A 12,855-nucleotide genomic window follows, 5' to 3' on the forward strand; every position below is an offset into this window, starting at 1 on the left:
CCAATTATATCCGACGGCTCCTGGCGCTCGCGACCGGGCCAGCGGCCACGGCAGCACGTACGGGGCGCAGGTAAGGCCGCAAACGCGGCCCGCGGAGCGGGCGATCTCGGCTTCGGACTGCCCCAGCGGTACAATGCTCGGCCGGAGCCCGAGCCCGGCCCATTGCACCAGACCTTTTGCAGGCTGTTACGCAAGTTACCTTCTGGCGCTCGCGACGCGATCTTGGCGGCGCAATTGCGGCGCACAGGGCTGTATCGACCCAAACGGATCATTTAGATGTTTTCTATCATCATTCCGACCTGGAATAACCTGCCGTACCTCCGGCTCGTGATCGACAGCCTGCAGCGTCATTCGACGCACGAGCACGAGGTCATTGTCCATGTCAACGACGGATCCGACGGCACACTCGACTGGGTGCGGGAGCGCGGCATCAAGCACACGGCCTCTCCCGCGAACATCGGCATCTGCCATGCGGTCAATCTCGCGGCGGCGAGCGCCACGCGCGAGTACATCGTCTACATGAACGACGATATGTATTGCTGCCCGGGCTGGGACGAGGCACTGGTGCGCAAGATCGGCGAAATGCCGACCGATCTGTTCCTGTTGTCTGGCACGATGATCGAGCCCGTCGATACCGGCAACGCGTGCGTGGTGGTCCAGAACTTCGGCCGTAGTGCCGAAGACTTTCGTGCCGACGAACTCGCCGCCGCTACGCCGAAGCTTGTGCGGGGCGACTGGCGCGGCGCAACCTGGCCGCCCACGCTCGTGCATCGCGACTGGTGGATCAAGCTGGGGGGCTACAGTAGCGAGCTGAGCCCAGGCATGAGCAGCGACAACGACTTCTCGATGAAGCTGTGGGACGCCGGGTGCCGGGTATTCCTCGGCGTCGGCGATAGCCTCGTCTACCATTTCCAGCAAAAGAGCACCGGCAAGATCGTGAAGAACGACGGGCGCCGCCAGTTTCTCAACAAATGGGGTCTGACGCAGGCAACGTTCGACCGTTATTACTTGCGGCGAGGCGAGCCTGTCAATGGCCCACTGGCGCTCGCCGAGCCGGAGCGGAAGGGTAATCTGAAGCGCGCGTTGTTGAAGTCCCGCATCAAGCGCGCGTTTGGCTAGCCGGTTGCGGCCGTGATGTCGGCCGCGGTCAGCCGCGGACAACCGACGGCGTCAAGCCGCCAGATGGCCGATCATCACGACCAGACTGGCAACCAGCGCCACGAGGACGGATAGGTATGCCGCGTGCAGGTACCGGATCTGCCGCTTGTAACGCAAGCGCTACCGGGCCGGCGGGGGCGCGATCGAGTGGTCCGTAGGCGTTTCGCATCGCACGTCGCACGCGTGGCTGCCGGTTTCGTCGGTTTCGTCGGTTGCGCCGTCACGCAACTGTTCGAGCAGCGTGCGTGCCTGGGCGGCGAGATTGTCGCGCACGGGATGGAACGCGAAGTGCAGCGATTTTTCGAGTTTCGCGAAGTTGCGCCGCGTGCTGCGCGTGTAGGCGGGATCGTAGTGCTGCGCGACGAGGGCCTCGTAAAGCTGCGCGCGGCGATCCTCATCGAGCAGCTTGCACCACGATTCGATGCGCTCGCGCCCGTGCAACGGTATGAGCTTGTTCAGTTGCTCCCGGAAATACGCGGGTTCGTCGAACAGGTGTCCGTACTCCTCGAGCAGCAAGTCGATACGCTCTTCGCGCGCCACATCGAGAACGACACAAGGCGCGGCGTGCAGCCGGTCCACGAGCGCGGGCGGCAGCGTGATGGCGCCGATGCGCCGGCTCTCCGCTTCGACGAACACGGGGCGCGTGGCGTCGAAGGCGCGCAGCGTCTGCACGAGCGCCGTGTCGAACGACTTCTGCGAGGGCTGCGCTCGCGTGGGCAGCGCGCCCAGCAGCGAACCGCGATGCGCGGCGAGCGCTTCGAGATCGAGCATTTGCGCGTTGGCTTGTCCCAGCGCTTTCAAGAGCCGTGTCTTGCCGCTGCCGGTTGGCCCGGCGAGTACGATATAGCGAAACCCCGCGGGCAGCGTGCCGAGCGCCTCCACAACGGTGTGCCGGTACGCCTTGTATCCACCGTCGAGCTGACGCGCGCGCCAGCCGATCATGTTGAACCATGCTGTCATCGACCCGGAACGCTTGCCGCCGCGCCAGCAGTAGATGAGCGGACGCCAGTTGCGTGGACGGTCGGCGAACAGCGTATCGAGATGCATGGCGATGTTGCGCGCCACCATGGCGGCGCCCACGCGCGTCGCTTCGAAGGGCGAGTCCTTGTACATCGTGCCGACGATCACGCGCTCCTCGTTGCTGAGCACGGGCGCGTTGATCGCGCCTGGGATGTGGTCCTCGGCAAATTCGAGCGGCGTGCGTACGTCGACGATCTCGTCGAATTCGCCGATCTGTTCAATGGTGACGCGCTGGTGATTCAACTGCGAAGCTCCGGTGATGCCTGCAACGGCGTCGCGCTACATGAGCACGATGTCGTACTGTTTACGGGTTTTTTGGAATTTTCCTTTGAAATCAGGTTGCTAGAAAACCGGTAGCTGGCTTCTTGTCGAGCTGCCCATTCGAGCGTCGATGACCTGATCCCGAATGATACGCGGTGGCCGGTGAGAGCGCCCGATTTGCAAATCGGCGAACCTGAACAATCCTGACAGCGCTGTAGCAAAAGCTCGCCCGAATGCGTCATGCATCGAATGCGCGCCGGTCCAGATAGCGCAAGGTGTGTCGCCAGCGTGCGTGCTACGTATACCCGCCATCGCCAATGGCAATTGACGGGGTAGCCTGTGATGTGGAACACGCTGTATGTACCGCTCGAAACCGGCTGGCAATGCACGCTGATTCCGGGGCCGCAGTATTTCGACCTGACATGTTTTGGGCGCGGCTACCGGGATCTGCCGGCCCGCTGGCTTTACCCGAACGCGGGCCGGGACCGCGACGCCTCGATGTGGAGCGAATCTCCTGAGCGAAGAAGTCAAAAGCGAGCGGTGGGAAAAGGACCGTCGCAGGCAGCTCACGCAAGACCGAATGGGCTTTGCGCGTCATTTCCGTCCGAACTGGGACTTGCATACGATTACCGGAGAAAAGGCACTGCGCGAGGTTCAGACGTTTGTCCGCGACCGGTTGAAACTGGCGCACTGGAACCTGTCGACCGATGTCGCGGGCGTTCGCAAGTTGCTGTGTGATGCCGTGGCATCCGGTCGGCTTGTGCCGGTCATCAACCGCGAATATCGAGGCCAGCCGCACGTGGCGCAGCCCGATCCCGCGCCGCAGCGCTGGCCCGCAATGGGCGGCGGCGGTAGTGCGCATCGGCCAAAAGTCATCAGTTACGACGAGTTTCTGGCACTTCAGAGGGCCAATGGCGAACTTCCCCCACTGGACGCGCCCGCTGGGGGCGTTGGCGTTACGCTCGATCCGCTGCCGAACCACGGCGCACCGGCTACGGCTGACGATGGTTTTGGCTTGCTTAGCTTCGTTGAGTCGGCGGCGGGTGCTTCGCTCGGCAGCGGGGACGATGATTCAGACAGCGACGACGGTGATGCTGGCGGCGTTTCTGACGATGACCCGTTCAGCGTGGATTCTGGTGACGGTTCGACGCCGCTCGGCGACGCGCAGCCGTTCGACTATCAGCCGGACATGCCAGATGGCAACGTGGAAGCGCTGGCCGCCAGCACGAACAAGGAGAACTACGCCGCCAGGATGCTGGGCTATAACCGAAAGACTTTCGGCGACATGATCCATGCGATGAAGTCCTACAACAACTTGCGTGGCGACGACAACGTCATTTGGCACGATGATGGGGATGTCGAGTTCAACGGCGAAATTATCGACAACATGCACAATTGGGGTCGCTGAGGATCAAAATGAAATCTCGTTATCAACGTGCACATGCATCGTTCACTATCTATCAGGACGCGGAGCCGCCTGAATATTGGACGAGATATTTCGGTGTTGAGCCAGATACGCAGAGTGTGAAGGGGCAATTTCGCGTTACGCCGTCTGGTCAGACTAGCAAGTTTCCGGCTCGTGTCGGGCTGTGGGGAATCGAAAGTAGGGAGCACGTGCAGAGCGACCTACTAAGCCCTCATCTTCGCTATCTGGTCGCGCGCCTGGCGTTGCCTCGATCGGATTTGCCGGAATTGCTCAAGCGTACCGGTGCGCAGATACGCTTCTTCTGCTTTTGGGACAACGAAGCTGGGGACCGCGTGCCCGATGTACCTGACGACATCCGCGCCATGATGGAAGCGATGGGCGGCGCGGTCGAGGTTGATGAATACCGCTAGAGTCGCCTCGCCAAACGAAAAAACCGACCCTCGCGGGTCGGTTTTTTTGTGCCCATCTCTCCGGTCTATCGGCTGCTGCTTGGGCGCAGCAACAGTGTCTGGTGCAGATCTCCGGCCGCGGCTGATTTTTACATCAACACAATATCGTACTGTTCCTGACTCAAATTCGACTCCACCTGCAACGAAACCGGCTTGCCGATAAAGTCGATCAACATCGCGAGATGCTGCGACTCTTCCTCGAGAAAGAGGTCGATGACCTGCTGTGAAGCGACCACGCGAAACTCGCGCGGATTGAACTGTCGCGACTCGCGCAGAATCTCGCGCAGCACGTCATAGCAAACAGTACGCGCGGTCTTCACTTGCCCCTTGCCCATGCACGTCGGGCACGGCTCGCACAGCACATGCGCAAGCGATTCGCGTGTGCGCTTGCGCGTCATCTCCACAAGCCCCAGTTGCGAGAAGCCGTTCACGGTCACGCGCGTGCGGTCGCGCGAAAGCGCCTTCTTCAGTTCGCCGAGCACCTGGTCGCGATGCTCGACGTTCTCCATGTCGATGAAGTCGATGATGATGACGCCGCCCAGATTGCGCAGACGCAATTGCCGCGCGATCGTATGCGCCGCTTCGAGATTCGTCTTGAAGATCGTGTCGTCGAAGTTGCGCGCGCCCACATAGCCGCCCGTGTTCACGTCGATGGTCGTCATCGCCTCGGTCTGGTCGATCACGAGGTAGCCGCCCGACTTGAGGTCCACGCGGCGCGAGAGCGCGCGCTGGATTTCGGCCTCGATGTTGTAGAGGTCGAAGAGCGGACGCTCGCCCGAATAGTGATGCAGCTTCGGCAGCACGGCGGGCGTGAATTCTGTGGCGAACTCGGTGAGCTTCTGGAACGTTTCGCGCGAATCGACCTGAATGCGCGAGGTCTCGTCGTTCACGAAGTCGCGCAGCACGCGCTGCGAGAGATTCAGGTCCTGGTAGAGCAGGCTCGTGGCGGGCAGGCGCTGAGCCTGTGCGAGGATCGTCGCCCACGTCTTGCGCAGATACGCGACGTCCGCTGCAAGCTCTTCGCTCGTGGCGTCTTCGGCAATGGTTCGCACGATATAGCCGCCTTTTTCATCGGCGGGCAGCACGGCCGTGAGGCGCGCGCGCACCGCTTCGCGCTCGGCTTCGCTCTCGATCTTCTGCGAAATGCCGATGTGCGGCTCCTGCGGCAAATAGACCAACGTGCGGCCCGCAATGCTCACTTGCGTGGAAAGCCGCGCGCCCTTCGTGCCGATCGGGTCCTTCACGACCTGCACCATGAGCGTTTGCCCTTCGAACACGGTCTTTTCGATCGGCTGATGATGCACCGGCGCATGCGCTTCGCCGGCGATGCGCGGGTGCCAGATGTCGGCCACGTGGAGGAACGCAGCGCGCTCGAGACCGATGTCGATGAACGCGGACTGCATGCCCGGCAGCACGCGCACGACCTTGCCGAGATAGACATTGCCGACGCGCCCGCGCGACAGCGTGCGCTCGACGTGAAGCTCCTGTACTGCGCCTTGCTGGACCAATGCGACGCGCGTCTCCTGGGGCGTGACGTTGATCAGGATTTCTTCATTCATGATTTGTTCTAGAAGTCGATGCCCGCGGCGCGCAGGAGGGCGGCCGTTTCGAATAGTGGCAAACCCATGATACCCGAATAGGACCCGTCGATTCGCTCGACGAATTCCGCCGCGCGGCCCTGAATGCCGTACGCGCCGGCCTTGCCGAACGGCTCGCCGCTCGCCACGTAACGCGCGAGCGCGGCGGGCAGCGCAGGCGCGAAACGCACATGCGAACGCGAGACCGCGACCGGCAGACAGACGCCTTCGGCGTTCACGACGGCCACGGCCGTGAGCACTTCGTGCTCACGGCCGGCCAGGCGTTCGAGCATCGCGTAGGCATCGGCTGCGTCGTGCGGCTTGCCGAGGATATGGCCGTCGATGGAAACCGTGGTGTCGGCGGTGAGAATCGGCGCATGCGTGTGCGCGCCCGCGACGAGGCGCGCGCGGGCGGCATCTGCCTTCGCGGCGCACACGCGCTCGACATAGACGGCGGCTTGCTCGCCGGGCAGCGCGGTTTCGAGCGCTTCGGCGTCTTCGTCGGGGCGCGGCAGCAGCAGCTCGAAGCGCACGCCGAGCTGCTGCAGCAGTTCCTGGCGGCGCGGGCTTTGCGAGGCTAGATAGACGAACGGATAGGGCGCGTTGGTGGGCATCGGAGCGTCTTTGTCGTTACGGACTTCGGGTTGACGTGCGCGCCTGCATTCCGGGGCTCAAGCTGGGCGCTCGGCGGGGCGCCGGCGCACAGCGGAAAGCGGCTCAGGCGCGCTTCATACCTGCATCACACGCGATGATAGGGGTGATTCTGCGTGATGGTCCACGCGCGGTAAAGCTGCTCGGCGAGCAGCACGCGCACCATCGCATGCGGCAGCGTGAGGGACGAAAGGCGCAGCAGCGTGTCGGCGCGCGACTTGAGCTCGGGATCGAGCCCGTCCGCGCCGCCAATCAGGAACGCCACGTCGCGGCCGTCCTGCTGCCAGAGCGGCAGCGCCTTGGCAAGCTGCATCGTGGTCCAGTCCTTGCCGCGCTCGTCGAGCGCGACGATGCGCGCGTTCTTTGGCAGCGCGGCTTCGATGCGCGTGCGCTCGGCCGCCATGACACTCTCGGCCGAGCGGCCCGACGAACGCTGCTCGGGCTTCACCTCGCGCAGCTCGATGCGCAGCTCCGGCGGCATGCGCTTCGTATATTCCTCGAAGCCCTCGGCGATCCAGTCCGGCATCTTGTGGCCGACGGCGACGATATGCAGTTTCATCGTGCGTGACGATTGTCGTTCGCAAGCGCGCTGCGCTTACTTCGCGGCCTTACGCGCAGCGGTCTTGCGCGCGGGCTTCTTCACGGCCGGTGCGGCTTCCTCGTCTTCGTCCTCGTCGTCCATCGGCTCGCTCGGGCGCGCGCCCACGAAGCCCGTGTTGGCCGCGAGTTTCACGCGCACCGGCTTGTCGCCCCAGATTTCCTCGAGGTTGTAGTACTGGCGCAGCGCGGGCTGGAGGATGTGGACCACTGCGTCGCCGCAATCCACGAGCACCCATTCGCCGATGTCCTCGCCTTCCGTGCTGACGATGTCGCCGCCGGCTTCCTTGACCTTCTCGCGCACGCTGTTGGCGAGCGCCTTGGTCTGGCGGTTCGAGGTGCCGCTTGCGACGACCACGCGGTCGAACAGCTCGGTCAGATGGCTCGTGTTGAAGACGCGAATGTCTTGTGCCTTGACGTCTTCGAGACCGTCGACGATGGCGCGTTGAAGTTTGCGGATGTCCATAGTTACCCGTGATGCAGATAGAGATGATGTTGAAGGATATAGTCCCACACGGCTGCGGGAAGCTTGTCGGCGGCGGTGCCGCGACGTTGCCCGCTCGCCACGCAGGCCGGCAGGTCGCGCCGGATTTCGGTCGCCGAAACGTCGAGCGCGAGCGTTTCGTCGACCAGCAAGTGGCCATGCGGCGTTGCCGCAAGCGCGGCGGCGCCCGAGCGGCGCGTGGCGACTTCGCGCACGACTTCGGGCGGCAGCGCCGTAAAGTCGAAGCCCGGGCGGCTCGCCACGCCCAGATGCGCGAGTGCGAAAAGCTCGCGCCACTCGTGCCACGAATCGAGATGCAGCAACTGATCGGCGCCCATGAGCAGCGTGAGCGCGGCGGTGCGGTTGCTTTCGCTTGTTGCGCGCCAGCGGCGCAGGGTTTCGACCGTGTAGGTCGGGCCGTTGTGCTCGATTTCATCGGCGTCCACCGTCACCGTCACGCCCGGCAGCGCGAGCGAGGCAGCGGCGGCGCGCGTCATGGCGAGCCGATGCTGCGCCGCGGTCACCCCCGGCTTTTGCCACGGCTGGCCGGCCGGCAGCAGGATCACTTCGTTCAGGCCCAGCACGCGCGCAAAATGGCGCGCGAGCGCGAGGTGGCCCTCGTGGATCGGATCGAAGGTGCCGCCGAGCAGCCCGACGCGCCTTGCGAGCGCGTTGGGTGGGACGGTGAAAGCTTGCGTCACGGCGTCAGATCCAGTCGCGCACAGGCAGGAAGTCGCTGTAGAGGCGCGCTTCCGGCGTGCCGGGCTGCGGCTGCCAGTCGTAGCGCCAGGTCGCGCCCGGCGGCATCGACATCAGGATCGACTCCGTGCGGCCGCCGCTTTGCAGGCCGAAATGCGTGCCGCGGTCCCAGACCAGATTGAATTCGACGTAGCGCCCGCGCCGGTACGCCTGGAATTCGCGCTCGGCTTCGCCATAGGGCGTGGCGCGCCGTTTTTCGATGATCGGCAGATACGCTTTCAGGAAACCGTCGCCCACGCTGCGCAGCATCGCGAACGCTTCGTCGAAGCCGCCCGTGGCGTAGTCGTCGAAGAAAATGCCTCCCACGCCGCGCGCTTCGTTGCGGTGCTTCAGGAAGAAGTAGTCGTCGCACCAGCGCTTGAAGCGCGGGTACAGGTCCGCGCCATAGGGCGCGAGCGCGTCGCGGCACACGCGGTGAAAGTGCTGTGCGTCTTCCTCGAAGCCGTAGTAGGGCGTGAGATCCATGCCGCCGCCGAACCAGAACACCGGCGCTTCGCCCGCCTTGGTGGCGAGCAGCATGCGCACGTTCATGTGCACCGTCGGGCAATACGGATTACGCGGATGCAGCACGAGCGACACGCCCATCGCTTCGAAGCCGCGGCCGTTGAGTTCGGGGCGCGCTGCCGTGGCCGAGGGCGGCAGGGCGTCGCCGGAAACGTCGGAAAAGCCGATGCCCCCGCGCTCGAAGAACTGGCCGCCTTCGATGATGCGCGTGCAACCGCCGCCGCGCAGCTTCTCGCCGGGCCCGCGCTGCCAGTTGTCCGTGGCGAACGGCGTGCCGTCGAAGGCGCCGAGCGTGTCGGCGATCTGCGTCTGCAAGCTGGCCAGCCAGGCGCGGACGGCGGCGCTGTCGGGGGAGGCGCTGTTAGGGAAATCGGTCATCGATGAAATGGGGACGGCAGCGCACCGGCGCTGGGATCGGGTTATTCGTCGGGTTACTCGGACAGACCGCCCGGGCGGCCTGACAGCGGCAGTGTAGCGCCGATTGGCGCGATGCCCGGCGCCAGAGGCGCCCGCCTGGGCTGCGTGCTGAGTGCGCTCGGCTGCTGCGCTAGACGGCTTGACGGCCAGCGCAAGCGGGCAGACGAACAAGCCGTGGCGCCGATGGTTACGGCGCGCAGCCGGGCGGCCGTGGCCATATGTTTCATTCGGGGCCGCATCGACGCTCGCGGCCCCGGCAAGCGCTGCGTTTACTGCTTGCGCCCTGCGGCGCGATAGCCGATGTCGTTGCGATACTGCATGCCGTCGAACGAGATCCGGTTCACGGTTTCGTACGCGACGTTCTGCGCGCTGCGCACCGAATCGGCCAGACCGACCACGCACAGCACGCGGCCGCCCGAGGTCACGAGCTTGCCGTCCACCCTCTGCGTGCCGGCGTGGAACGTGACCGAATCGGCGGTCTCGGCGGGGATGTCGCTGATACGGTCGCCCTTGCGCGGCGTGTCCGGATAGTTGTGCGCGGCGAGCACGACGCCCAGCGCCGTGCGGCGGTCCCATTCGAGCTCGACCTGGTTGAGCGTGCCGGCAATGGCGTGCTCCACGACCTTCGAGAAGTCGCCCTTCAGGCGCGCCATGATCGGCTGCGTTTCGGGGTCGCCCATGCGGCAGTTGAATTCGAGCGTCTTCGGGTTGCCCTGCGCGTCGATCATGAGACCGGCGTAGAGGAAGCCCGTGTAGCGGATGCCTTCCTTCTCCATGCCCGCCACGGTCGGCAGGATGATTTCGCGCATCACGCGCGCGTGCAGCTGCGGCGTGACGATCGGCGCGGGCGAGTAGGCGCCCATGCCGCCCGTGTTCGGGCCCTGGTCGCCGTCCTGCAAGCGCTTGTGATCCTGGCTCGAAGCGAGCGCGAGCACGTGCTTGCCATCGACCATGACGATGAAGCTCGCTTCCTCGCCTGCGAGGAATTCCTCGATCACCACGCGCGCGCCGGCGTCGCCGAGCTTGTTGTCGGCGAGCATCATGTCGATGGCCTGATGCGCTTCTTCCAGCGACATCGCCACGACCACGCCCTTGCCGGCCGCGAGGCCGTCGGCCTTGATGACGATGGGCGCGCCGTTCTTCTCGACGTAGGCGTGCGCCGCCGTGGCGTCCGAGAACGTCTCGTACGCGGCGGTCGGGATATTGTGGCGCTTCATGAACGCCTTGGCGAAGTCCTTCGAGCTTTCGAGCTGCGCGGCTTCCTTCGACGGGCCGAACACCTTCAGGCCGCGCTGGCGGAACACGTTGACGATGCCCGCGGCGAGCGGCGCTTCCGGGCCGACCACGGTGAGGGCGACGCCTTCGCGCTCGGCGAAATCGGCGAGCTCGTGGATGTCCGTGATGTCGACGTTGGCGAGCCGCTCGTCCTGCGCGGTGCCACCGTTACCGGGTGCGACGTAGACGAGCTGCACGCGCGGCGCCTGCGCGAGCTTCCACGCCAGCGCATGTTCGCGGCCGCCAGAACCGACGACGAGTAACTTCATGAGAATCCCCGAAAGACCAAGACCAGAAACAGTTGCGGCCGGCGCACAGTGCGCCGGCCGTGAAAATCGCATGCGGGAGGCGTGTCACAAGCCGGGGCCTCCCGGGCCGATGCCTTACTCCTCGGCGATCGACGCGTTGGTGTACACGTCCTGGACGTCGTCCAGGTTTTCGAGGGCGTCGAGCAGCTTTTGCATTTTCACGGCGTCGTCGCCCGTGAATTCGACCTCGTTCTGCGGCTTCATCGTGACTTCGGCCATTTCCGCCTTGAAGCCCGCGGCTTCGAGCGCGGTCTTCACCTTCGTGAAGTCGAACGGCGGGCAGACCACTTCGATCGAACCGTCTTCGTTCGTCACGACGTCGTCGGCGCCCGCTTCGAGCGCGGCGTTCATGAGTTCGTCTTCGGGCGTGCCCGGCGCGAACACGAACTGGCCGACGTGATCGAACATGAACGCCACCGAGCCGTCCGTGCCCATGTTGCCGCCGAACTTCGAGAACGCGTGGCGCACTTCCGCGACCGTGCGGGTGCGGTTGTCGGTCATCGTGTCGACGATGACGGCCGCACCGCCGATGCCGTAGCCTTCGTAGCGGATTTCCTCGTAGTTCGCGCCATCGACGCCGCCCACGCCGCGCTGGATGGCGCGGTTGATGTTGTCCTTGGGCATGTTGGCGTCGTACGCCTTGTCGACGGCCAGACGCAGGCGCGGGTTCGTGTCGGCATCGCCGCCGCCCATGCGCGCCGCGACCTGGATTTCCTTGATGAGCCGCGTCCAGACCTTGCCGCGCTTCGCGTCAGCAGCAGCCTTCTTGTGCTTGATGTTGGCCCATTTCGAATGACCCGCCATACCTTTCTCCGTCTCACGCGCCGTGCGCGTGCAGTGTGCAATGTGCTGTTGTCGCTGCGATGTTCCCGGGCGCGGTCTTCGTGCGGCGCCCGTACGGAGCGCGTGATGCTTCGCGCCTCTCGTACCGCTCGCACTTCTCGCGTAAAGCCTGCGCGGCGGGATGTGCCGGCAGGACGGGACGCAGCGCCCGTTCAGGTGGATCTGAATTTTATCACGCCGGGACCGTCCGGCTTCGCCTGCCCACGTGACGAGGCGCCAGGCGATGGCAGGTTGCGCTGGCCGGGGAGGACACATTGGGGCGGGATCGGGTGTGCCCGCACGAGACGGGGAAGGGGCGAGGGCGGCCAGTCCTGCCGCCCGCCCCTATGCAACGGCGGTGCTGAGTTTAGTTCTTCGTGCCGAAGAGCCGGTCGCCGGCGTCGCCGAGACCCGGAATGATGTAGGCGTGCTCGTTCAGATGCGAGTCGAGCGAAGCCACGTAGAGCTTCACGTCCGGATGCGCCTTCTGGAACACGTCGACGCCCTCAGGGGCGGCCACCAGCGCGAGGAACAGAATGCGCTCGCCGGGCACGCCACGGCGCTTGAGCACGTCGATCGCGTGCGCCGCCGAATAGCCGGTCGCGACCATCGGATCGCACAGGATGAAGGTGCGGTCCTCGAGGTCGGGCAGGCGCACGAGATATTCGACCGGGCGGTGGTCGTCGGCACGGTACACGCCGATATGGCCGACACGCGCGGAGGGCACCAGTTCGAGCAGGCCGTCCGACATGCCCACGCCCGCACGCAGCACGGGCACGATGGCGAGTTTCTTGCCCGCGATCACGGGCGCATCGACTTCGACGAGCGGCGTCTTCACGCGGCGCGACGCGACCGGCAGGTCGCGCGTGATTTCATAGCCCATCAGCAGCGTGATCTCGCGCAGCAGCTCGCGGAACGTGCGCGTGGACGTGTCCTTGTCGCGCATATGCGTGAGCTTGTGCTGGATTAGCGGGTGATCGAGGATGAAGAGATTCGGGAAACGGCTGTCCTGTTTCATGGCGGGGCGCACAAGGCTGCAAGGGAATCGGGGAATCGGTCGTGCCGCTGCCGCGCGAACCCGAAGCGGCGTGCCCGGGTTGTACGGTTGCGGCGAGCGCTCGTGGCGTGCGAAGGCGCCGGGCCGCGC

General features: G+C 65.0%; 13 protein-coding genes. 3 read left to right on the top strand and 10 right to left on the bottom strand.

Translation table 11 applies throughout. The features are described from left to right. Positions 1 to 276 precede the first annotated feature (276 nt). Positions 277 to 1,119 (top strand): glycosyltransferase family 2 protein, encoded by an 843-nt coding sequence (locus FAZ97_RS04300; protein ID WP_158757351.1) that lies wholly within the window; start codon positions 277 to 279, stop codon positions 1,117 to 1,119. Between the two features lie 159 nt (positions 1,120 to 1,278). Here FAZ97_RS04300 and mnmH read toward each other — a convergent pair whose 3' ends face one another. Continuing rightward, the gene (mnmH, locus tag FAZ97_RS04305) at positions 1,279 to 2,421 is read right to left on the bottom strand and encodes a tRNA 2-selenouridine(34) synthase MnmH (protein ID WP_158757352.1); all 1,143 of its coding nucleotides are present in this window, start codon (positions 2,419 to 2,421) and stop codon (positions 1,279 to 1,281) included. A gap of 634 nt (positions 2,422 to 3,055) precedes the next feature. Here mnmH and FAZ97_RS35325 point away from each other — a divergent pair. Beyond that, the gene (locus FAZ97_RS35325) at positions 3,056 to 3,847 is read left to right on the top strand and encodes a hypothetical protein (RefSeq protein ID WP_233271632.1); all 792 of its coding nucleotides are present in this window, start codon (positions 3,056 to 3,058) and stop codon (positions 3,845 to 3,847) included. A gap of 8 nt (positions 3,848 to 3,855) precedes the next feature. After that, positions 3,856 to 4,275: a DUF4279 domain-containing protein gene (locus FAZ97_RS04315; RefSeq protein WP_158757353.1), complete on the top strand. Its 420-nt coding sequence runs from the start codon at positions 3,856 to 3,858 to the stop codon at positions 4,273 to 4,275. A 128-nt stretch (positions 4,276 to 4,403) separates the two neighbouring features. On the opposite strand, the gene rng is transcribed toward FAZ97_RS04315, so the two are convergent. The 9 genes from rng to upp all read right to left on the bottom strand — a co-directional run bounded on the left by rng (position 4,404) and on the right by upp (position 12,726). Next, on the bottom strand, positions 4,404 to 5,873 hold the full coding sequence (gene rng, locus FAZ97_RS04320; protein ID WP_158757354.1) for a ribonuclease G: 1,470 nt from the start codon (positions 5,871 to 5,873) through the stop codon (positions 4,404 to 4,406). 8 nt (positions 5,874 to 5,881) lie between these two features. Then, positions 5,882 to 6,505, bottom strand: coding sequence for a Maf family protein (locus FAZ97_RS04325; RefSeq protein ID WP_158757355.1), 624 nt, complete (start codon positions 6,503 to 6,505; stop codon positions 5,882 to 5,884). Positions 6,506 to 6,630: 125 nt separating this feature from the next. Beyond that, entirely contained in the window at positions 6,631 to 7,101 is a 471-nt protein-coding gene (gene rlmH, locus FAZ97_RS04330) for a 23S rRNA (pseudouridine(1915)-N(3))-methyltransferase RlmH (RefSeq protein WP_158757356.1), read from the bottom strand. A gap of 36 nt (positions 7,102 to 7,137) precedes the next feature. Next, complete coding sequence (gene rsfS, locus FAZ97_RS04335; protein WP_158757357.1) at positions 7,138 to 7,605, bottom strand: ribosome silencing factor; 468 nt, start codon at positions 7,603 to 7,605, stop codon at positions 7,138 to 7,140. A 2-nt stretch (positions 7,606 to 7,607) separates the two neighbouring features. Continuing rightward, the gene (locus FAZ97_RS04340) at positions 7,608 to 8,324 is read right to left on the bottom strand and encodes a nicotinate-nucleotide adenylyltransferase (RefSeq protein ID WP_233271633.1); all 717 of its coding nucleotides are present in this window, start codon (positions 8,322 to 8,324) and stop codon (positions 7,608 to 7,610) included. A 4-nt stretch (positions 8,325 to 8,328) separates the two neighbouring features. Continuing rightward, positions 8,329 to 9,264 carry an oxygen-dependent coproporphyrinogen oxidase gene (gene hemF, locus FAZ97_RS04345; RefSeq protein WP_158757358.1) on the bottom strand — a complete coding sequence of 312 codons (936 nt, stop codon included), beginning with the start codon at positions 9,262 to 9,264 and terminating at the stop codon, positions 8,329 to 8,331. Positions 9,265 to 9,572: 308 nt separating this feature from the next. After that, positions 9,573 to 10,847, bottom strand: coding sequence for a phosphoribosylamine--glycine ligase (purD, locus tag FAZ97_RS04350; protein ID WP_158757359.1), 1,275 nt, complete (start codon positions 10,845 to 10,847; stop codon positions 9,573 to 9,575). Positions 10,848 to 10,961: 114 nt separating this feature from the next. Beyond that, positions 10,962 to 11,690, bottom strand: coding sequence for a YebC/PmpR family DNA-binding transcriptional regulator (locus FAZ97_RS04355; RefSeq protein WP_112174299.1), 729 nt, complete (start codon positions 11,688 to 11,690; stop codon positions 10,962 to 10,964). 385 nt (positions 11,691 to 12,075) lie between these two features. Then, positions 12,076 to 12,726, bottom strand: coding sequence for a uracil phosphoribosyltransferase (upp, locus tag FAZ97_RS04360; protein ID WP_158757360.1), 651 nt, complete (start codon positions 12,724 to 12,726; stop codon positions 12,076 to 12,078). Between the last annotated feature and the right edge of the window lie 129 nt (positions 12,727 to 12,855).

The sequence above is a fragment of the Paraburkholderia acidiphila genome, from assembly GCF_009789655.1.
Taxonomy (GTDB): Bacteria; Pseudomonadota; Gammaproteobacteria; order Burkholderiales; family Burkholderiaceae; genus Paraburkholderia; species Paraburkholderia acidiphila.